Annotated in this window: 19 protein-coding genes; 13 read left to right on the top strand and 6 right to left on the bottom strand. The window is 64.7% G+C overall.

Annotation, left to right across the window (positions count from 1 at the left end; genetic code table 11):
- The first annotated feature begins 70 nt into the window (after positions 1-70).
- The 10 genes from FJ950_RS15685 to FJ950_RS15640 all read left to right on the top strand — a co-directional run bounded on the left by FJ950_RS15685 (position 71) and on the right by FJ950_RS15640 (position 9,929).
- Complete coding sequence (locus FJ950_RS15685; RefSeq protein WP_140617437.1) at positions 71-1,216, top strand: ABC transporter ATP-binding protein; 1,146 nt, start codon at positions 71-73, stop codon at positions 1,214-1,216.
- 113 nt (positions 1,217-1,329) lie between these two features.
- Positions 1,330-2,577, top strand: a complete 1,248-nt coding sequence (locus FJ950_RS15680) for a sugar ABC transporter substrate-binding protein (RefSeq protein WP_140617436.1) — start codon at positions 1,330-1,332, stop codon at positions 2,575-2,577.
- A 118-nt stretch (positions 2,578-2,695) separates the two neighbouring features.
- Positions 2,696-3,592: a sugar ABC transporter permease gene (locus FJ950_RS15675; RefSeq protein ID WP_015318997.1), complete on the top strand. Its 897-nt coding sequence runs from the start codon at positions 2,696-2,698 to the stop codon at positions 3,590-3,592.
- 6 nt (positions 3,593-3,598) lie between these two features.
- Positions 3,599-4,441, top strand: coding sequence for an ABC transporter permease subunit (locus tag FJ950_RS15670; protein ID WP_015318996.1), 843 nt, complete (start codon positions 3,599-3,601; stop codon positions 4,439-4,441).
- Positions 4,442-4,637: 196 nt separating this feature from the next.
- Entirely contained in the window at positions 4,638-5,459 is an 822-nt protein-coding gene (locus FJ950_RS15665) for a sugar phosphate isomerase/epimerase (RefSeq protein WP_140617435.1), read from the top strand.
- A 4-nt stretch (positions 5,460-5,463) separates the two neighbouring features.
- Positions 5,464-6,540 (top strand): Gfo/Idh/MocA family oxidoreductase, encoded by a 1,077-nt coding sequence (locus FJ950_RS15660; RefSeq protein ID WP_140617434.1) that lies wholly within the window; start codon positions 5,464-5,466, stop codon positions 6,538-6,540.
- On the top strand, positions 6,540-7,358 hold the full coding sequence (locus FJ950_RS15655) for a sugar phosphate isomerase/epimerase (RefSeq protein WP_140617433.1): 819 nt from the start codon (positions 6,540-6,542) through the stop codon (positions 7,356-7,358). Before FJ950_RS15660 ends, FJ950_RS15655 begins: the two co-directional genes overlap by 1 nt.
- Positions 7,358-8,188 (top strand): alpha/beta hydrolase, encoded by an 831-nt coding sequence (locus FJ950_RS15650; protein ID WP_140617432.1) that lies wholly within the window; start codon positions 7,358-7,360, stop codon positions 8,186-8,188. Before FJ950_RS15655 ends, FJ950_RS15650 begins: the two co-directional genes overlap by 1 nt.
- Positions 8,185-8,907: a ribulose-phosphate 3-epimerase gene (locus tag FJ950_RS15645; RefSeq protein WP_140617431.1), complete on the top strand. Its 723-nt coding sequence runs from the start codon at positions 8,185-8,187 to the stop codon at positions 8,905-8,907. The genes FJ950_RS15650 and FJ950_RS15645 overlap by 4 nt, the downstream gene beginning before the upstream one ends.
- Positions 8,907-9,929, top strand: coding sequence for an ROK family protein (locus FJ950_RS15640; RefSeq protein WP_140617430.1), 1,023 nt, complete (start codon positions 8,907-8,909; stop codon positions 9,927-9,929). The genes FJ950_RS15645 and FJ950_RS15640 overlap by 1 nt, the downstream gene beginning before the upstream one ends.
- Before the next feature lie 173 nt (positions 9,930-10,102).
- Here FJ950_RS15640 and FJ950_RS15635 read toward each other — a convergent pair whose 3' ends face one another.
- Positions 10,103-11,431: a dicarboxylate/amino acid:cation symporter gene (locus FJ950_RS15635; protein ID WP_140617429.1), complete on the bottom strand. Its 1,329-nt coding sequence runs from the start codon at positions 11,429-11,431 to the stop codon at positions 10,103-10,105.
- Between the two features lie 165 nt (positions 11,432-11,596).
- Between FJ950_RS15635 and FJ950_RS15630 the strand changes: the two genes are divergently transcribed.
- Genes FJ950_RS15630 through FJ950_RS15620 form a run of 3 tightly spaced genes read left to right on the top strand, consistent with a single transcriptional unit; the run spans position 11,597 to position 15,357 of the window.
- Positions 11,597-13,552 (top strand): sensor histidine kinase, encoded by a 1,956-nt coding sequence (locus tag FJ950_RS15630; protein ID WP_140617428.1) that lies wholly within the window; start codon positions 11,597-11,599, stop codon positions 13,550-13,552.
- Positions 13,549-14,904, top strand: coding sequence for a sigma-54 dependent transcriptional regulator (locus FJ950_RS15625; RefSeq protein ID WP_140617427.1), 1,356 nt, complete (start codon positions 13,549-13,551; stop codon positions 14,902-14,904). The genes FJ950_RS15630 and FJ950_RS15625 overlap by 4 nt, the downstream gene beginning before the upstream one ends.
- 27 nt (positions 14,905-14,931) lie before the next feature.
- Positions 14,932-15,357: a GNAT family N-acetyltransferase gene (locus FJ950_RS15620; RefSeq protein WP_140617426.1), complete on the top strand. Its 426-nt coding sequence runs from the start codon at positions 14,932-14,934 to the stop codon at positions 15,355-15,357.
- Here the strand turns inward: FJ950_RS15620 and FJ950_RS15615 are convergent, their stop codons facing one another.
- The 5 genes from FJ950_RS15615 to FJ950_RS15590 form a co-directional block, all read right to left on the bottom strand.
- The gene (locus FJ950_RS15615) at positions 15,358-16,473 is read right to left on the bottom strand and encodes an anhydro-N-acetylmuramic acid kinase (protein WP_140617425.1); all 1,116 of its coding nucleotides are present in this window, start codon (positions 16,471-16,473) and stop codon (positions 15,358-15,360) included.
- Positions 16,473-17,480: a serine hydrolase gene (locus tag FJ950_RS15610; RefSeq protein ID WP_140617424.1), complete on the bottom strand. Its 1,008-nt coding sequence runs from the start codon at positions 17,478-17,480 to the stop codon at positions 16,473-16,475. Before FJ950_RS15610 ends, FJ950_RS15615 begins: the two co-directional genes overlap by 1 nt.
- A gap of 250 nt (positions 17,481-17,730) precedes the next feature.
- Positions 17,731-19,479, bottom strand: coding sequence for an ABC transporter ATP-binding protein (locus tag FJ950_RS15600; protein ID WP_140617423.1), 1,749 nt, complete (start codon positions 19,477-19,479; stop codon positions 17,731-17,733).
- Entirely contained in the window at positions 19,476-20,315 is an 840-nt protein-coding gene (locus FJ950_RS15595; protein ID WP_140617422.1) for an ABC transporter permease, read from the bottom strand. The genes FJ950_RS15600 and FJ950_RS15595 overlap by 4 nt, the downstream gene beginning before the upstream one ends.
- Positions 20,315-21,274: an ABC transporter permease gene (locus FJ950_RS15590; protein WP_140617421.1), complete on the bottom strand. Its 960-nt coding sequence runs from the start codon at positions 21,272-21,274 to the stop codon at positions 20,315-20,317. Before FJ950_RS15590 ends, FJ950_RS15595 begins: the two co-directional genes overlap by 1 nt.
- Positions 21,275-21,277 lie beyond the last annotated feature (3 nt).

Raw genomic sequence — 21,277 nt, 5'->3', positions numbered from 1 at the left:
TATTTCGCAGGCGAACATAAGCCAAGGAGAACTATAAAAATCGGCGGGCTGTACTTGTGGAGGGAGGAATATGGCTCAAGTCATTCTTGAGAATATCTGCAAAACCTACGGGAACAATTTTAACGCGATCGACCACTTGAACCTGTCGGTCGAGGACGGCGAGTTTTTGATTCTCGTCGGGCCGTCAGGCTGCGGCAAATCCACCGCGTTGCGGATGATCGCTGGGTTGGAGGACATTACCAGCGGCAGCCTTCGGATCGGCGGCATCGACGTCGTCGACATGCCGCCCAAGGACCGCGACATCGCGATGGTCTTCCAGAGTTACGCGCTCTACCCGCATATGACCGTGTTCGAAAACATTGCTTTTTCGATGAGGCTGGCAGGCAAGCCAAAGGCCGAGCGCAAGAAGCGCGTCGACGAGATCGCCAAAACCCTGCAGCTGACGTCGCTGCTGGACAGCAAACCCGCGAATCTTTCAGGCGGACAGCGTCAACGGGTTGCCATGGGCCGCGCCATGGTGCGCGACCCGGCCGCCTTTCTCATGGACGAGCCCCTTTCGAATCTGGACGCGAAACTGCGTGTTCAAATGCGCGCCGAAATCACCAGCCTGCAAAAGCAGCTGGGCGTCACGACCATATACGTCACCCACGACCAAACCGAAGCGATGACGATGGGGGACAGGGTCGCGGTGCTGAAAGGCGGCGTGCTGCAGCAGGTCGACACCCCCAAGAGACTCTATGAATCGCCGGTGAACGCCTTCGTCGCCGGCTTCATCGGTTCTCCTTCGATGAACCTTTTCGAGGCGACCCTGGCGGGCGACGACCTGATTTCCGGCACCTTCGCCATCCGGCTGCAGGATGAGGCCTTCGTCCGCGGGCCGGGCTTGAGATCGTATGCGGGACGCAAGGTCGTGTTCGGGATTCGACCGGAGCATCTCTATGACAGCAGCCTCGAATCCGGTCGCAAGTACCAGACGATCCCGGCAAAGGTGACCTCGATCGAAGAACTCGGATCCGAGCACATCGTCCACCTGAACATCGACGCGGTCCGGGTAGATTCCGGCGACCCGGACGCGGTGGAGGATTTCGGCCGGGCGTCGAACGCGGTGGCGAAATTCGAACCGGTCAGCGCAGCCCGCTCCGGTTCGGAAATCCGGGTGGCCCTGGATGATGCCAAGCTCCATTTCTTCGATCCCGAGACGCATCTGGCGATCTGAAGATCCGTGGCAAGGCCCGCGGGCGAGGGCGAGGCGTCCGCGTAAGAAGACTTCTGAATAACCAGACGATCGGCGGCATTGTGCGGTCGATCATAAAAGAGAAGGAGGAGAATATGACGTTTCATATGAAATCCGCGATGCTGAAAATAGCCGCGGCCGCGTGGTTGCTTGGCGCAACCGGTGCCATGGCGGACACGACGCTGGAATTCACCCAATGGTGGGAGCCCGAACTGCCGGCCGGCTCGCTCAAAGCAATCATGGATGGCTTCGAGGCCGCAAACCCCGGAATCAAGGTGACGCTGGTCAGCGGCCCCTACGCGACCACGCGGGACCAGATCTCGGTTGGGGCTGCAACCGGAACGCTCAGCGACGTCGTCGGCCTCGACGGCGCCTGGGTGAACAATCTGAACGCGCAGAACGCACTCGCCGACATGAACCCGATGATGGATGCGAGCAAGTTCGACAAGAGCCAGGTCGCCGATATCATCAAGGTCGACGGCAAGGCGGTGATGTTTCCGGTCGCCTCGTTCGTTTATCCGGTTTTCGTCAATCTGGACCTTGCCGCCCAGGCAGGCGTGACCAAGCTGCCGTCGACGCGCGCGGAATTTCTCGAAGCCGCCAAGAAGATGACGCACGCCGACAAGAACCAGTATGGCTGGGTGCTGCCTCTGTCGCTGCAAACGCCTTCCGGTGTCCAGAACGACATGATGTCGTGGGTCTGGGCTTCGGGTCAGTCGATGATGGCGAACGGCAAGCCCGCCCTCGAGGGCAAACCGGTGGTGGATATGCTCTCCTTCGTCAAATCGCTCAATGACGCCGGCACCATCTCGCCCGGCATCGCCACCAAGACCGAACAGGAAAAAGTCGAGGAATTCGTCAACGACCGCGTCGGGATGATGATCGACTCGCTCGCGCATGTGAACCTCATCCGCAAGCGCAATCCCAAGCTGAACTTCGACCTCATCCCGGTCCCGGTTGTGGAGGGCTATACGGGCAAGCGCGGCCTTCCCTATGCCTCCTGGGGCATCGGCATCTCCGCTGCCTCGAAACATCAGGAGGAGGCTTGGAAACTCGTCCAGTATCTGATGAGCGAAAAGGTGAACGCCAAGCTCGTCTCGCTTGCCAACGCCTTCCCGGGCAACGTCAACGCCAAGCCCGATTTCGTGACCTCCGACAAGGCTTTCGGCAAGGCTTTCGAGATCTTCAAGACCGGCTATCTCGCCAACGAGTTCACGGGCCTGCCGGTGGCTGAAGACCTGATGACCCAGTTCGACGTGCAGGCTCAAAAGATGCTTGCCGGCGAGCAAACGCCGGAAGAAGCAGCCGCTGCCGCGCAAAAGGGCTGGATAGCGAAATTCTGACCCTCGTGCTCCGCTCTTGCGGCCCATCTACCGGTTGGCCTGCCATTAGGCGGGCCAGCCGGCAAATGACCACTCCGAATGGTTTGAAGCTCTTTTCTCTTGTCGCGAGGTTGGCCCTATGACCCGGCAGAAGCGCTCCCATCACAAGCTCAAGCGAGCCGTGACACCTTATCTCTATCTGTCGCCCTCGCTGCTCATAGTCGGGCTCCTGATGCTGTTGCCGATGGTTACGGTGATTGCCTATTCCTTTCAGAACAGCGCGGTCCTGCGTCGTGATCCATCCTTTGCCGGGCTAAAGCACTACCAGGCGATCTTTGACGATCCGGTGTTCTGGGCTTCGCTGTGGCATACGCTCTATTTCACATGCATGAGTGTGGTTTTCCACATGACCATCGGCATGATCTTCGCGCTCATGCTGAACAGCGACCGCATCAATCCGACGCTGCGCAATGTACTGCGCGTGCTCTACATACTGCCTTGGCTGTTCACCGCGGTGATCATCGCCGTGATCTGGCGCCTCCTGCTTGAGCCGAACGGCGTCGTGAACAGCATCCTCATGCAGATGGGCATCATCGGTTCCAAGGTCGAGTGGTTTTCCTCGCCCGAGACCGCGCTGCATGCCGTCACTTTCGCCAATATCTGGGCGGGCTACCCACTTTTCATGGTCAGCCTGCTCGCAGGCCTGCAAGGCATTCCCAAGGACTTCTACGAGGCTGCCGATATCGACGGGGCGAAAGCCTACCAGAAGCTGATCTTCATCACCATCCCGCAGCTGATGCCGATCATCATCAGCATCTCGCTGCTCGACTTCATCTGGACCATGCAGGTCTTCCCGTTGATCTGGATAACCACGGGCGGCGGCCCGATCTACGCGACCGAGGTCCTCAGCACCTACACCTACAAGCTGGCGTTTTCGAGCTACAACCTGTCTCAGGCATCGGCGAGCGCCGTGGTCATCCTGCTGATCTCTCTCGGCCTGACGCTGTTCTATATTCGCTATCAGCGGGCCAGGTAGGACGCCATGAGGAAACGGAACTCCGGCAAGGACAAACTGACCACCGTCGCGCTGCATGTTGCTCTTGCGGCAGGGCTGTTCTTCGCAGCCTTCCCGATTTACTGGATGCTCAGCAGCTCGTTCAAGTCGAATACCGAAATCTTTGCCCTGCCACCGACCATCCTGCCGAAGGCCTTCACCCTGGAAGCCTATGCGGCCATCCTTGGCGACCCGGTAAAGCTGCGCTTCTTCTTCAACAGCTACTTCGTCGCGGGGGCGGTGACCGTGCTCACGGTGCTGATCGCCTTGCTGGCGGCCTATGGGTTCAGCCGCTTCAACTTCCGCGGCAAGGGCATTCTGAACACACTCATCATCAGCACGCAGACGATCCCTCCGATCACGCTTCTGATCCCTTTCTTCGGGCTTGTCGTCTCGTACGGCATCTTCGACACCTATGTCGCGCTGATCCTGACCTACCTGGTGTTTACGTTGCCCTATGCGATCCTGCTGATGACAGGGTACCTGAACACGTTGCCACGCGATCTCGATGAAGCCGTTGCCGTTGACGGCGGCACCAGTTGGACGGCGCTCTGGCGGGTAATCGTGCCGATCTCACTGCCTGGTATCGTGGCGACGTCGGTCTACACCTTCCTGTTATGCTGGAACGAGTTTCTCTTTGCGCTGACACTGACGAAGTCGACCTCCATGCGCACCGTTCCGATCGGCATACAGCTGTTGATGGGGCAGCACGCCTTCGAATGGAACCAGATGATGGCGATGAGCGTGCTCGGCTCGCTACCGCTCTTGCTCATCTACCTCGTTGCCCAGAGGTTCTTCCTCGCCGGCATGACCGCGGGCTCGGTCAAGTAGGATGTCCATCCCAAGGAGACTGACGGAGCAGGGTCCGTGTGTTGCAATGGATGATTGGACCCTGTCTGCTGGCGGGCGATATCGCCGCGCCTCTGCCGTCGTCACCGTTCCGCCAATTGCACTCGTGCCGTTCTTGCATCATCGAAGGGCCGACAAGGGCGGCATCAAGGAATAGGCGGGATCAAGGAATGAAAGGATGAACGTGGAAGACCTCAAAGTCGGCTGCCAGACCTTCACCTGGGAAATGCTGGGAGACCGGTTCACCGGCGGCCCCGACGATCTGTTGAAGGCGATCGCCGATGGTGGCTATGCCGGCATCGAGATCACCGACACCATGATCGGCCACTATGCCGGCAAACCCACCGAGTTCGCCGCCGCGCTGAAGTCGTCCGGTCTGGCGCTCGTTTCCTTCGCCTTTGGCTCCAGGAGCGGCTTCACGCTCAAGGACGGGATCGGCACCGATCTCGAAACCGCCAGGCGCTGGATCGATTTCGTGGCAAACTTTCCCGATGCGCTCGTGTCGATGGGCTCGGCCACCGTCGTCTCCGACGGGCCACGCCACGACAAATTCGCTGTCGCGGCCGAGGTTTACAACAAGGCCGGCGAACTCGGCCGCAAGGCGGGTGTCCAGGTGGCGGTGCATCCGAGTTCGCACCACAACACGCTGCTGTTCGACCGCGCCGATTACGACGCGATTTTTGCCTTGCTCGACCCCGATCTGGTCGGCTGGGTGCCGGACACCGGTCACATCCTGCGCGGCCACAGGGACATGGCCGACACGCTCACCACCTACCGCGACCGCATCCGCTACATCCACCTCAAGGACGTCGATGCCGACGGCACCTGGGCGATGCTGGGCCAAGGCGTCTGCGACACGCCTCAAGTCATCGAGATCGCCGGTACCGCGCCGAACTTCAACGGCTGGCTGGTGCTGGAAGAAGAATCCGACACCGCCGCCGCCGATCCGGCCGGCGCGGTCAAGACCAACCGCCGGACCATGCGCGGCTACGGGGCCTGAGACGATGATCAAGAAACAGGACAGACGCCTCAGGGTCGGTGTGCTCGGCTGCGGCCCGATCGCGCAGTTCGCGCATCTGGAATCCTGCGTCAAGGCCGGCAATGCCGACCTCTACGCCATCTGCGATGCGGCACCCGATTTGCTCGCCCGCATGGGCGCCACCTATGAACCAAAGAAGATGTATGCCGACTATGACGCCATGCTCGCCGATCCCGAGCTCGAAGCGGTCATCGTCGCCACGTCGGATGCCTATCACGTGCCGATGTCGATCAAGGCGCTCGATGCCGGCAAGCATGTTCTCTGCGAAAAACCGATCGGTACCTCGGTCGAGGAAGGCGAGGCGCTGGCCGAGGCGGTGAAGCGCTCCGGCAAGGTGCTGCAGGTCGGCCACATGAAGCGCTTCGATCCGGCGCTGGAGGCCGCCCGCGACTTCGTCCGCGACGAGATGGGCGAGGTGCTGGCACTGAAGGCCTGGTATTGCGATTCCACCCACCGCTACACCAACACCGACGCCGTGCAGCCGCTGCCCGTCACCAGCAAGCTCGCGAAAAAGCCGGGCGGAAATCCCAAGGCTGATCTCAGGCAATATTTCATGCTGGCGCACGGATCGCATCTGGTTGACACCGCCCGCTTCCTCTGTGGCGACATCGTTGCCGTGCGCGCCCGCCTCAACGAGCGCTTCGGCGCCTATTGCTGGTTCGTCGAAACCGAATTCGCCAGCGGCGCGCTCGGCCATCTCGACCTCACCGTCGCCGTGCGCATGGACTGGCACGAAGGGTTTCAGCTCTATGGCGAGAACGGCTCCGTCATCGCCAGGACCTTCAACCCCTGGTATTTCCGCGCCAGCGAGGTCGACATCTTCCATGAGAAGGACGCGACCTCGCGAAAACCGCTTGGCGCCGACGGCCACTTCTTCCGCCGCCAGCTCGAGGGCCTTGCCGACACCGTGCTCACCGGCGCGCCGATGCGCGGCGCCAATGTCGGGGACGGCATTGCGTCGATCCGCGCCATGGTGGCGATTGCGCGCTCTGTGGAGACTGGCGAGCGGATCGAGCTTGCCTCGGTTTCGGGTGCGGTCTGATGCGCCTCGGCATCTTCGCCAAGACATTTGCGGGCACCGATCCGGCCACCGTGCTGGCTGCCGTGAAGCAGGCCGGCTACGAGACGACGCAGTTCAATCTCGCCTGCGCCGGCCTGCCGTCGATGCCGGATGCGGTGCCGGCGAATGCCGTCGCCGCCATTGGTGCCGCCGCGCGATCGTCAGGCGTTTCGCTGGCCGCGCTGTCGGGCACCTACAACATGGCGCATCCCGACAAGGCTGCGCGCGACGAGGGGCTGAGGCGCCTGGCGGTGGTAATCGACACTGCAGCCACGCTCGACATCCCGCTGGTCACGCTCTGCACCGGCTCGCGCAACGCAGCCGACCAATGGGCATACCATCCCGACAATGCCGATCCGTCGGCCTGGTTCGACATGGCCGTCGAAATGGCGAAGGCACTGGCGCTGGCCGAGGAGGCCGGCGTCGATCTCGGCATCGAGCCCGAGCAGGCAAATATCGTCACCTCGGCCATGGATGCGACCCGGCTGATCGCCGAGATGGGTTCGAAGCATCTGAAGATCGTGCTCGATCCCGCCAACCTGTTCGAGCATGCAAAGCCCGATGAAGCGAGAGCCATCGTCGCCGCCGCGATCGATGAGGCCGCCGGCCACATCGCCATGGCGCACGCCAAGGATCGTTTTGTCGACGGCCGCTTCGCCACATCAGGCCAGGGTGTCGTCGACTTCCCGGATTTCGTAGCGCGGCTGAAGGGGGTGGGTTTCGATGGCGCGCTCGTCACCCACGGCTTGTCCGCCGACGAGGCTCCTGGCGTCGCAATCTTCCTGCGGGGGCTGCTCTGATGGGTGCCGCGCCGACGATCATGCTGCGCGACGACGCTGCGCTCCACGTCTTCGACACGGGGCAGGGGCTTCCCATCGTCTTCCAGCATGGTCTCGGCGGCGATGCCGCGCAGGTGGCGCTGAACTTTCCCGACAGTCCGTCGCGCCGCCGGCTGACGGTGGAATGCCGCGCGCAGGGCGGCTCAGGTGCCGGCAGCAAGCGTCCGTTCTCGATCGCGATGTTCGCCGACGACGTGCTGGCCGCCGCCGATGCGGCTGGAATGGAGCGCTTCCTCGCCGGCGGTATCTCGATGGGCGCCGCCATTGCGCTGCACCTGGCGGCCCGCCACCCGGCTCGCGTCACCGCTTTTGTGCTGGTGCGCCCGGCCTGGACCTTCGACGCGGCCCCGCAAAACATGCGCCCTTATGTCGAAGTGGCGGAACTCATCCGCGACCACCCGCTGGAAGAGGCGCGCGACATCTTCGCGGCTTCGGCAACGGCGGCCCGCCTTCGCAGCGAGGCGCCGGACAATCTCGCCTCGTTGCTCGGCTTCTTCGCGCGTGACAACGCGAGCGTTTTTGCCGAGGTGATGCAGGCGATCGCAAATGACGGGCCGGGCGTGACGCGGGCGATGGCGACCGGCCTCGCAATCCCGACGCTTGTCATCGGCAGCGGCATCGACCTCGTCCATCCCTTGGCGACCGCCCGCGAACTGGCTGAGACCATCCCCGGCGCCGCCTTCTCCGAGGTGACGCCGAAAGCCGCCGACAAGGATCGCCATTTCACCGAAATCCGCGCCGCCATCGGCGGCTTTCTCGATAGAAATTTCAACAACCAGGACCAATCATGATCTCGAAACCTTTGTCAGGCCCGGCCGCCATCGCCGCATTGCCGCGCGACCGTCTGATCGCCGAATTCTCATCGTGGTCGGCCAATCTCGCCAATTTCGAGAGCGACTTGCAGCGCATCGAACCCTATGCCGATATGCACCACATCGACGTCGCGGACGGCCATTTCGCGCCGTCCTTCCTGTTCTTCCCCGATCTCGTCGCCCGTATCGCCAAACTGACGGCCAGGCCCGTCCACGTCCATCTGATGGTCGACCAAGCAATCGTCGAAGAACAGACGCGCCAGTTCATCGAGGCCGGCGCCGACATGATCAGCGTCCATGCCGAGAACGGCGAGGCGGGTCTGCGCGCGGTGCGGCTGGCGCATGAACTCGGCGCCGAGGCCGGCGTTGTGCTGAGGCTGGAGACCCCTGTAGAGGCGATGAAGCCTTTCGTCTCCGAAGTGGCGTTCGTCACGCTTCTTGGAACCGCGATCGGCGTCAAGGGCCAGGGCCTGTCGGAGAAGGCCTGTGACAGGCTGGGCGAAGCCCGCGCCATCCTGAGGAACGCTGGTCGTGAGTCGGCCGTGGTGCTCGCCGCCGATGGCGGCATCCGCCACGAAACCGTGCCGCTGCTGCGCGCCGCCGGCGCCGAGACCGTGGTGCTCGGTTCGCTCGCTTTCGGCGACAAGGATCTCGCCAGCCGCATCGGCTGGCTGTATGGTCTGAAGGTCGCGGCCTGATGAGCATTGAAGTCGCCCTCGCGATCGATCTTGGCGGCACCGAGCTTCGTGCCGCCCTGGTCGACCGTGACGGCAAGATCCTGGCCTTCGCGGCTGTGCCGACGCAGGCGCAGGCCGGCCCCGACGTGGTGATCGCCCAGATCGAGGCGCTGGCCGCGACCGTCCATGCCGAAACGCCGGGGCTGTCGATCCTCGGCGTCGGCGTCGGCGCACCGGGGCCGCTCGATCCGCTGGCCGGCATCGCCGTCGGACCGCCGACACTGGCCGGCTGGCAGGACGTGCCGCTGGCCGACATCCTCGAGCGGCGGCTCGGCCTGCCGGTGCGGCTGGAGAACGACGCCAATGCGGCAGCGCTCGGCGAATGGCGCTTCGGCGCCGGCCACGGTGCGCGCTCCCTGGTCTTCGTCACCGTCTCGACCGGGATCGGCGGTGGCGTCGTCGCCGACGGACGCATCCTGCACGGCCGTCGCGGTCTTGCCGCGGAGATCGGCCACATGACCATCACCAACGAAGGCGAGCGCTGCGTGTGCGGCGTCGTCGGCTGCTTCGAGGCCATCGCTTCGGGAACCGCGCTCGGCCGCCGCGCCAATGCCGCAACGTCTCCTTTGGACGGTTCGACGCTGCGCCGCCTCTCGGCCAACGCCGAGGTCACGGGTCGCCACGTGGTCGAGGCCGCAGGGCTGCAGGACGACCTCGCTCTGGCTCTGCTCGAGGAGGAGGCGCGCTGGCTGGGCGTCGGCTTCACCAACCTTTTGCACCTCTATTCGCCCGACGTGCTGGTCGTTGGCGGCGGCATCGCCAATGGCTTCGACCTGATGGCGCCCGTCATCGGGGCGACCATCCGCCAGCGCGCCATGCGCGCCTATCGCGACGTGCCGGTCGTCCAGGCCCGGCTCGGCCGCCATGCCGGGCTGGTCGGCGCGGCCAGCCTCGTCCTGTTCGATGATTTGGGCACGTTGGCGGCTCCCATGCCTGTCGGCCCAAGCACATATCCGGACACGCGGAGGGACTTCAACGGCTGAGCTCAAGCTGGCGCGGTCCTGTCTCGCCGCAAGCCGGTCCGTCGCGCTGCGACCCCTCGTGGCAGATGGCAAGGCCGTGCCACCGCTGCGCAAAGCCGCCTGATAGCGATGAAACATAACCATGGCCGCAAGCGGCGTGCTTGCGGCCATTGTCCGTCGTATGAAACCGTGGATCACTCGGCGGGAACGATGTCCGCCGGCAGGCTGTCGTCGGCGGTCCCAGCCAGCGCTCTCGCCAGCTTCGCTTCGTCGAGTTCGCCTTCCCAGCGCGCCACCACCAGCGTCGCCACCGCATTGCCGACGAAGTTGGTCAGCGCCCGGCATTCCGACATGAAGCGGTCGACGCCGAGGATCAGCGCCATGCCGGCGACCGGCACCGAGGGAACCACCGAAAGCGTGGCGGCCAAGGTTATGAAGCCTGCCCCGGTGATGCCGGCGGCACCCTTGGACGACAACATCGCCACCAGCAGCAGCAGGATCTGGTCTGATATCGACAGATGGATGTTCGTCGCCTGGGCGATGAACAGGGCGGCAAGCGTCATGTAGATGTTGGTGCCGTCGAGATTGAAGGAATAGCCGGTCGGGATGACCAGTCCGACCACCGAACGCTTGGCACCGGCCTTCTCCATCTTCTCCATCAGCGAGGGCAATGCCGCTTCCGACGACGAGGTGCCGAGCACCAGCAGCAGCTCTTCCTTGATGTAGCGGATCAGGGACAGGATCGAGAAGCCGTTGTAGCGGCACACGGCACCGAGCACGACGAACACGAACAGGAACGAGGTCGCGTAGAAGGTTCCGACCAGCATGGCGAGGTTGATGACCGAGCCGATACCGTATTTGCCGATGGTGAAGGCCATCGCACCGAAGGCGCCGATCGGGGCTGCCTTCATCAGCACGCTGACCAGCTTGAACATCGGCGCCATCAGCGCCTGCAGGAAATTGAGCACCGGCGTGCCCCTCTCGCCGACCAGCGCCAGCGCGATGCCGAACAGGACCGAGAAGAACAGCACCTGCAGGATGTCGCCGTCTGCGAAGGCGCCGACGATCGTGCCGGGAATGATGTTCATCAGGAAGCCGGTGACCGACTGGTCATGTGCCTTGGCCGCGTAAGTGTTGACCGTCGAGGCGTCGAGCGTCGCCGGATCGATGTTGAAGCCGGCGCCTGGCTGCACGACATTGGCCACGACAAGGCCGATGATCAGCGCCAGCGTGGAGAAGGTGAGGAAGTAGAGCATCGCCTTGCCGGCGACGCGGCCGACCTTCTGCAGGTCGCTCATGCCGGCGATGCCGGTTGCGACGGTCAGGAAGATGACCGGGGCGATGATCATCTTGACCAGCTTGATGAAGGCGTCGCCGAGCGGCTTCATGCCCTCGCCGATCGACGGATAGTAATGGCCGAGCAGGATGCCGACGGTGATCGCCGCCAGCACTTGCACGTAGAGCTGGGCATAGAGGGGCTTGCGCTGCGCGGCGGGCGCGGCGGATTGGTCTGCGATATGCATCGAACTCTCCCTGGCCGGATGGACGGAACCCGCCCTGCGTGACTTCTCCCATCGCGGCGTTCCGGTCGCCCGCCGCTACAAGAACTTTGCAAGCGCTGTGCCAGATGCCGGATAGGCCGGAATCCCTGGGTTCAGCCGTTCCTGCCTTGCCTTTGACGGGGAGTTGTGCGGATTTCCGCACAGGCCTTGTTTGCCCGGGCGGAATTTCGCATTAGACTGGGGGCAAAGCCGGGGAGCAAAGGGAGAGGGCCGACGCCACAACAGCGCATCGATAGCGGATCCCCCGGGTTTGCCGGCCGCGACCTGCTGCGCGAAGCGGTAGCGCGCCTGCGCGGCCGTTGGCTGTTTGCGGCAATAGCGCTCGCTCTGCTTGCCGGCGCGGTTGCCACCACCGGGCGCATCGCCGAGGGTCAGGCCGCCGATGACCTGCGCGACGGGGCATTGGCCGCCTTGCCGCTGGCGGCCGGAACCCTGACCGGCGAAATCGAAAAGCAACGTCTCGTGCCGCTGGTGCTGGCGCGCGACGATGCGGTGCGTGATGCGCTCCGCCGTGCCGGGAAAGTCGAGGAAACAGCGCTCGACGCCAAGCTGAAGGCCATAGCCGGCGATGCGTCGGCCTCGGCCATCTATGTCATCGATACGGCGGGCATGGCGATATCGGCCAGCAATGCCGGCCAGCCGGACAGCTTTGTCGGCATCGATTATAATTTTCGCCACTATTTCACCGATGCGGTGGCCAAGGGCGCGGCCAGCCAGTATGGCCTCGGCACGATCAGCGGCAAGCCGGGACTCTACCTTGCCGGCCGTGTCGACGACGGTGGCAAACCGCTTGGCGTCGCGGTTCTGAAGGTCGAACTCGGCGGTGTCGAAGCCAATTGGCGGGCGAGCGGCTTTCTCGTTTTCGTCACCGACGAGCGCGGTGTCGTTCTGGCCACCAGCCAGCCCGACTGGCGGTTCCATGCGCTGGCGCCGCTCTCCGCCGCGGATGCCGCCGCGGCGCATGACCAGCTTCAACTGGTCGACGCCGCCTTCGAGCCGCTGCCGATACGGCGTGGCGCCGGTGACGGCCTGGCGACGATCGAAGAAGCCGGAAAATCGCGCCGGTTCGTCGAGGTGGTGCAGGACTTGCCCGGTGCCGTCCCCGGCTGGCGCCTGTGGCTGCTGACGCCCGCCGATGCCGCCTTGACCGCCGCCGCCAACACGGCGCGCCTGACGACACTGCTCGGGCTGCTGCTGATGGGGCTGCTTGCCTATGTGTTCACCCGGCGCCGGCGCACACGCCGGCTGCGGCAGGAGGCGCTGGCGCGCATGAATGCCGAACTCGAAAGCCGGGTCAGTTCCCGGACCGCCGAACTGACGCGATCGAACACGGCCCTTGCCGGCGAAATCGCCGAGCGCGAAAACGCCGAGGCCAAGGTCCGCCGGCTGCGCGACGATCTTGCCCAGGCCAACCGGCTCTCCATCCTCGGCCAGATCGCCGCCGGTGTGGCGCATGAGATCAATCAGCCGGTCGCCGCCATCCGCACCTATGCCGAGAATGCCCGCCGCTTTCTCGAGGCCGGCAAGACCGAACCGGCAAGCGGCAACCTGACCTCGATCGTCTCGATGACCGAGCGCATCGGCGCGATCACCAGCACGCTGCGCACCTTTGCGCGACGGCCTGGCGTCGCTGCCTCGCCCTTGCCGGTACGCGAGGCGATCGAGGGCGCGCTGTCGCTGCTGTCCGGCCGCATCCGCGATTCCGGCGTCACCATCGTCAAGCCGGGCGGCACCGCATCGCCATTGGTGATGGCAAGCCGCATCCGGCTGGAGCAGATCCTCGTGAACCTGTTGCAGAACGCGCTGGACGCCATGAAGGACCGGCCTGATCCCCGCATTGAGATCGACCTCGCCGAACGCGGCAACCGCGTGCTGATTTCGGTGCGCGACAATGGCCCCGGCCTCGATCAGGACGCCGCCGCCAATCTGTTCATGCCGTTCCAGACCACCAAGGAGAAGGGGCTTGGCCTCGGCCTGGTGATCTCGCAGGAGATCGCCCAGGAATTGGGCGGCACGCTGCGGCTCGACCCCGGCACCGCCAGCGGCGCATCCTTCACCATCGACTTGAGGCGGATCGAATGACGCAGGGATCAGGGCTGGTCGCGCTCGTCGACGACGATGCGGATCTGCTGCATGCCACCACGCAACTGCTCGAACTTGCCGGCTTCACGGTGATCGGGCTCGACGCTGCCGAGGCAGCGCTTGATGTCGTCGGCAGGGACTTCGAGGGTGTGGTCGTCAGCGACATCCGCATGCCTGGCATGAATGGGCTGCAACTCTTCGACCGCGTCAAGGCTGTTGATCCCGACTTGCCGGTGATCCTGGTCACCGGGCACGGCGATGTCGATCTTGCGGTCGCCGCGCTCAAGGATGGGGTCTATGATTTCATCCCGAAACCCTATGCGGGGGAGCGTCTGGTGGAGGCGCTGAAGCGTGCATCGGAGAAACGGCGGCTGGTGATGGAAAACCGGCGGCTCCGCGAAGCCGCCGCACTTGCCGCGGACGGCATGCCGTTGATCGGCGAAGCGCCGGCCATAAGGCGGTTGCGCGAGACCTTGCGCCAGATCGCCGACATGGACGTCGACGTGCTGGTGGAAGGCGAGACCGGAACCGGCAAGGAAGTGGTGGCCGACCTCCTGCACCGGTGGGGCCGGCGGCGTGCAAAGCCGTTCGTGGCACTGAACTGCGGCGCTCTGCCCGAGACCGTCATCGAAAGCGAGCTGTTCGGCCACGAGGCCGGCGCGTTTACCGGGGCGCAGCGACGGCGGATCGGCAGCATAGAGCATTCCAGCGGCGGCACGCTGTTCCTCGACGAGATCGAATCCATGCCGCCGGCCCTGCAGGTCAAGCTGTTGCGGGTGCTGGAGACGCGCAGCCTCACCCCGCTCGGCTCGAACGAAACAAGGCGCCTCGATCTCCGGGTCGTCGCGGCGACCAAGGTCGATCTCGGCCGGCAGGACCAGCGCGGCGGTTTTCGCGAGGATCTCTATTTTCGCCTTAACGTGGTGACGCTGCGCATTCCGCCGCTGCGCGAGCGGCGCGGCGATATCGAGATGCTGTTCGGCCACTTCCTTGGCAAGGCGGCGAAACGGTTTGGCCGGCCTGTCGCCAAGGTGAACGCCGCCGTGAGCCATCATCTCCAGTCGCATGACTGGCCGGGCAATGTGCGCGAACTCGCCCATTTCGCCGATCGCGTCGCGCTCGGTCTTGGTCCCGATGACGAAACCAGGTCCTCGCCCGCACGACTGCCAGCGCCTGCCGCCGCACTGCCGGAGCGGGTCGGGCATTACGAGGCGCAGCTCATCCGCGACGCGCTGCGCGACCATGGCGGCGACGTGCGCGGCGCCATCGACGCGCTCGGCGTGCCGCGCAAGACGTTCTACGATAAGCTCAAGCGCTATGGCATCGCCGCATCTGATTTCCGTCCCTCTTGATCTTTCCAAGTGAGTATCGCGAAAGCCATGAACACGACACTTGAAACGACCGCCGCTCCCCTTCCGGAAGAACTCGCCTTTCTCAGCGAACGGCTGACGGCGTTCAACGACGGCGATGTCGGCGCGTCCGAAAGGAAGGCGCTGGCGGTGTTCGTGCGCGACGAGATCGGGGCGATCGTCGCCGGCATTTCAGGCTACACCGCCTGGGGCTGGCTCTACGTGCAGTGGCTGTGGGTCGACGAAAGGCTGCGCGGCCAGCACATGGCAGGCCGGATGCTCGACGCGGCCGAACGCGAAGCCGTGGCGCGCGGCTGCCAAAACGCCTGGATCGACACATTCAATCCCAACGCCGCCAAGGTCTATCAGAGGCAAGGCTACCAGCCTTTCGGGACGCTGGCCGATTTCCCTGTCGGCCGCAGCCGCATCTTCCTGCGGAAGAAACTGGTCGACTGATCAGCCAGCCAGCTTTCCGCCACGCATCGGCCGCGGCGCGCCCGTCGTGCTCGGGAAACTGATCGGCAGGCCGCGCAGCACGCGAACCGCGAGGAAGGCAAAACACTCCGCCTCCACCGCGTCGCCGCTCCAGCCGAGGCTTTCGGCCAGTACGACCTCGACCCCGGCGCGGCTGGCGAGCATCGCCATCATTGTCGGGTTGTGGCGACCGCCACCGCTGACCACCAGCTTCTTCGGCCGGCTGGGCAGAAGGTCGAGCGCCTTGCCGACAGCCGACGCGGTGAAGGCGGTGAGCAGGGCCGCGCCATCCTCGGCGCTCAGGCCGTCGGCCATGGCCGCGCCGAAATCGAAACGGTCGAGTGACTTTGGGTACGGCTTGGTCAGATAGGGATGCTGCAGCAGCTTGGCGAGCCGGGCTTCGTCCACCTTTCCCGCCCGGCCAAGCGCGCCGTCGCGGTCCATTTCGCCGAGCCCTTTCGACTTGATGAAATCGTTGAGCGGCGCGTTGGCGGGGCCGGTGTCGAAGGCGATGACATTGTCGGCACCGTCCCACCAGGTGATGTTGGCGACGCCGCCGAGATTGAGCACGGCCACCTCGCCGCTGGCGCCGGCGCCGCGCATCAGCGCGGCGTGATAGGCGGCAGCCAAAGGCGCGCCCTGTCCGCCGGCGCGCATGTCGGCCGAGCGGAAATCATAGGCGACCTTGGTGCCGAGGATGGCATGCATGAGCTCGCCGTCGCCGAGCTGCCGGGTCTGGCCGAGCCGTCCGACCTGCGGCGCGCGATGCAGCACTGTCTGGCCGTGAAAGCCGACGACTCCGATCTGGGCCATCGTCATGCCGTAACCTTTCACGAGTTCCTTCACCGCCGCCGACTGCGCGCGCGTCAGCGCCTCTTCGGCCTTGCGGAAAATCGCAGGTTCCGGCCCAGTGAAATTCCAGGCCCGCGCCGCCGCCAGCGTCTCTTCCAGCAGCGACCGGATCGACGCGGGATAAGGCATCAGCCGGTAAGTGCCGAAATCGTCTATCCGCTCGCCATCGGTCTTGATCAGGGCGACATCGATGTTGCCGTCAAGCACCGTGCCGGTCATCAGGCCGACGGCCCAGATTGGTTCCATCATTGAGCTCCATTGATGAGGTCGCCGACCGCTTGCCGAAGCTGAACGATGCCGCTGTCGAAATGACGTGTCGGATGGATCCGGTTGGTAAGCAAGGTCCATGCCTGACCCTTGTCGAAGTCGATCCACAATCCTGTGCCGGTGAAGCCGGTGTGGCCGATCGTTCCCGGACCGCACAGCGCACCGCCGGACCAGCCTTGGTAAGGGCGCTCCCAGCCATGGGTGCGGGTGGCCGACAGGGGCTCGCGCATCAGCGCGATCAACCGTTCGGATGCGCCGGTTCCGTCCAGCAATCCCCAGGCGAAATCGAGCACCGAAGCGGCCGTGCCGAACAGACCGGCATGGCCGGCGCCCTGCAGCGCCGAGCAATTGTCGTCGTGGACCTCGCCGGACAGCACGCGATGGCGCCAGGTGCAGTCCTCGGTCGCCGCGGCGGCATCGGGTTCCGCGAACCAGGCAAAGCCCGGGCCGGGTTCCACTGCGCGGATGCTCTTGCCCGACAGCCGCTCCATCGCAAAGCCGAGCAGGATGAAGTTGACGTCGGAATAGACAGGGTCGCGCGCCCGCCATTCGCGCTGCAGGACGAAGGCGCGCAGCAGTTCGGGGTCGCGCCCATAGGTGTAGATCGGCTCGACGGCCGGAAAGGGCGTCTGGTGGCCCAGGCACTGGCGAAACGTCACCTCCCGCTCCCATGCGTTCGCGTCATACTGGCGAAGGTCGGGAAGCAGAGAGATCAGCGGCGCGTCGAGATCGATGATGCCGTCCTGCGCCAGCGCCAGGATACGCGGCGTGGTAAAGATCACCTTGGTCAGCGACGCCAGGTCGAACCAGGTCTCAACAGTCATCGGCCTGACCTTAGGCACAAGCTGCGCGGAGCCGATCGCTCTGGTGATGCGCTCGCCATTTCTGCCGACCAGGCCGAGCACGCCGCCGGGAATGCGCTTGGCCGCCACTGCCGCCGCGAGCGGTTGGAACGCGCGGTCGAAGAGCTGGGCGAGGGGGCTCAATGCCGGCCTCCGCACGTGGGCATGTCGTCAAACGGAAAAGTCGGCGATCCTTCGCACCCCCCTCTGTCCTGCCGGGCATCTCCCCCGCAAGGGGGGAGATTGGCCGTAATAGCGGCTTTCGCCAATCGCCGACGTCGCAGGAAGGGGCGGGATGCCGAAGCTGCTAATCTCCCCCCTTGCGGGGGAGATGGCCGGCAGGCCAGAGGGGGGTGCTGTCCCGCCGACCTTGCATATCCCAGTGCACCGTCCATCACAACTCCACCCTCGCCATATGATCCCCGCCAAACTGCTCCCATCGCGCCGGCGCCGGCTCAAACCCTCTCGGGCGCACCAGCGAAGGCACCTGGCGCGTATCCAGTTCGAAACGCTCATGTCGCCGGTCGATGGTCGGAACGGCTGATATAAGCTTCTTCGTATAGGAATGCTTCGGCTTCGACAGCACGGACTGTGCGTCGCCGATCTCGACGATCTGGCCGGCATAGATGACGGCGATGCGATGCGCGATCCGCTCGACCACCGCCATGTCATGCGAGATGAACAGATAGGCCAGCCCAAACTCGCGCTGCAAGTCGACCAGCAGCTCCAGCACCTTGGCCTGCACCGACACATCGAGCGCCGACACTGCTTCATCGAGGACCACGACGGACGGGTTGAGCATCAGCGCGCGGGCGATGCACAGCCTTTGCCGCTGGCCACCGGAGAACTCATGCGGATAGCGCTCGAGGCTGTTCTTGGGCAGGCCGACGCGTTCCAGCAGGCGCGCCATTCTGGCCCGCGTTTCGGCATCCACCCGGCCGCCGGTGGCGATCACGGGTTCCGCCAGAATGCTCTCGATCGCCAGCCTTGGATTGAGAGAGGCATAAGGGTTCTGGAACACCATCTGCATGGGCCTGGCGCCGCGCCTCGGCGAGGCCGCTCGGGCGCCGACCGAGAAGCTGCCGCGCGCCGGCCGCACAAGCCCCAGCACCGCCTTGGCGGCAGTGGATTTGCCCGAACCGCTCTCGCCGACGATGGCCAGCGTCTCGCCGTGCATCAGGTCGAAATCGACGCCGTCGACGGCATGCACCGCGCCGGTGGCGCGGCTGAAGAAACTGCTCTTGAGGGGAAACCGAACCACGAGGCCATCGACCTTCAAGGCCGGTTCGGCGCTCGCGCCGTTGTCACGTTGCCCATCCGAGCGCGTCGCGCGACCGCTGGCGAAATGCGGCACGGCGTGCAGCAGATGCTGGGTGTAGGGATGCTGGGGGCTGTCGAGGATCCGGTTGAGCTCACCCTGTTCGACGGCCTGTCCGTTCTGCATCACCATCACCTTGTCGGCGATGCCGGCAACCAGGCCGATATCGTGGGTGATGAAGATGACGGACATGCCGCTTTCGCGCTTCAGCTCGGCAAGCAGCGCCATGATCTGCGCCTGCACCGTAACGTCGAGCGCCGTCGTCGGCTCGTCGGCGATCAGCAGGCGCGGGTTGCAGGCCAGTGCAATGGCGATCATCACCCGCTGCAGCATGCCGCCGGACAGCTGGTTGGGCGTGTATTTCAGCCGCCTTGCGGCATCGGGAATGCGCACGCGGTCGAGTGCGTCCTTGGCTGCCGCAGTAGCCTGCCGGCCGGTCAGGCCGCGATGCAGGCGGAACGATTCCTCGATCTGGGTGCCGATGGTCAGCACCGGGTTGAGCGAGGTCATCGGTTCCTGAAAAATCATGCCGATCTCGGCGCCGCGAATGCCGGTCAGTTGCGGTTCGGTCGCGGTCGTCAACTCGAAGACGGTCCCATTGGCCCGCTTGAGCTTCATCGAGCCGCCAGTGATGCGGCCGCCACCGAAATCGACGAGCCGGTTGATCGACAGCGCCGTCACCGACTTGCCCGAGCCGCTTTCGCCGACAATGGCCAGCGTCTCGCCATCGGTGATATCGAAACCGACGCCGCGCACCACCTCGTTGGCCCGGGGGTCGCGGCCGAAGCCGACGCGCAGGTCCGAGACTGACAAGAGCGGGGTCATGCGAACGCGCTCCGCATCCTCGGGTCGAGGATGTCGCGCAAGGCGTCGCCCAAAAGGTTGAAGCCCAGAATGCTGATCATGATCGCCAGGCCTGGGAAGATCAGCAGCCAGGGTGCCGTTTCCATCAAATTGCGGCTGTCGCTCAGCATCAGGCCGAGCGACGCGGCGGGCGGCTGCGTGCCAAGGCCGAGAAAGCTCAAGCCGGCTTCGGTCAGCAGCGCCCAGGCGAGCGCCAGCGTCACCTGCACGGTCAACGGCGCCACGAGGTTGAGCAGCAGGTGGCGCGTGACGATATAGCTCGAACTGCTGCCGAAGGTTCGCGCGGCATCGACGAATTCGCGTGTCTTGAGCGACAGCGCGGGGCCGCGCACCACGCGGGTGAAGATCGGCGTGTAGACGATGCCGATGGCAACGACGCTAGTCCAGGTGCCGGGGCCGGCAACGGTGACGATGAGCAGCGCCAGGAGGATCGCCGGGAAGGCCAGCAGCACGTCCATGATCCGCATCACGACGCCGTCCCAGCGGCGCCCGAGCCAGGCGGCGGCCAACCCCAGGATCGTTCCGGCAAGCGCCGCGAAGGCCACCGAGAAGAAGGCGACGGTAAAAGACTGGCCGATGCCCGCCATCAGGCGGCTGGCGACGTCGCGGCCGAACAGGTCGGTGCCCATCCAGTAGGCGGCGCTGGGCGCATGCAGCCGGTCGATACGGTACTGCGTGATCGGATTGTGCGGCGTCAGCCCGAGCAGGCCGAGGATGGCAAGCAGCAGATAGACGCACACGATGACGCCGCCGATGCGGCCGCTGCCATGGCCGAAGATGGCACGCAGGATGCGCATCACTGTTCCCCCAGCCGGATGCGCGGATCGAGCGCGACATAGGCGAGGTCGACCAGGAGATTGACGATCATGAAGTTGAAGGCGATGAACAGCACGCTGCCCTGCACCAGCGCGTAATCGCGCTGCAGGATCGCGTCGAGCACCATGCGTCCGAGGCCGGGCAGGGCGTAGATCTGTTCGACGATGACGGCGCCGCCCAGGAGGTAGCCGAATTCTATGCCGCTCAGCGTCACGACAGGGATCAGCGCATTGGGAAGCGCATGCCGCCAGATGACGCTGCGCGCCGAAGCGCCCTTGCTGCGCGCGGTGCGCACATAATCGTCGCTCAACACGTCGAGCATTGCCGAGCGCGCAATGCGGGTGACCGATGCCGCGAAGGCAAAGCCGAGCGTGATGGCGGGCAGGATCAACTGGCTGAGATTGCGCAAGGGATCCTGCCAGAGCGGCACGAATTCACCCATCGCCGGCAGTACGCCGAAGCCCGCCGACAGCGTGTAGATGATCAGCAAGCCAAGCACGAAGCTCGGCGTCGACTGGCCGATCATGGCGACGACGCGCACACTGAGGTCGGACAGCTTCTCGCTGTGGGTGGCGGCGTAGATTCCCGCCGGCATGCCGACCAGGAGCGCGATGATCATAGAGAGGAGCGCCAGCTCCAAGGTCAGCGGGAAGCGATCGAGGATGACGTCGAGAACCGGCCTGCCATAGGTGACGGATATGCCGAAATTGCCGTGCAGGATGCCGCCGATCCAGCGCCAGTACTGGACGAACCAGGGCTGGTCGATGCCGAAATAGGCGGCGAGCGCATCGCGCTGCGCCGGCGTCAGCAGGCCGGCCTCGGTTCCCAGCATCGCCGTGATCGAATCGCCAGGCACCATCCGGATCGCGACGAAGACCAGGATGGACACGCCAAGCAGGACGAGAGGAAACGTCGCCAGCCGTCGCAGGAGATAGTTCACGCC

This window comes from Mesorhizobium sp. B2-3-14 (assembly GCF_006442175.1).
In the GTDB taxonomy this organism is placed as follows: Bacteria; Pseudomonadota; Alphaproteobacteria; order Rhizobiales; family Rhizobiaceae; genus Mesorhizobium; species Mesorhizobium australicum.
This window is presented reverse-complemented; position numbering and strand designations above follow the sequence as displayed.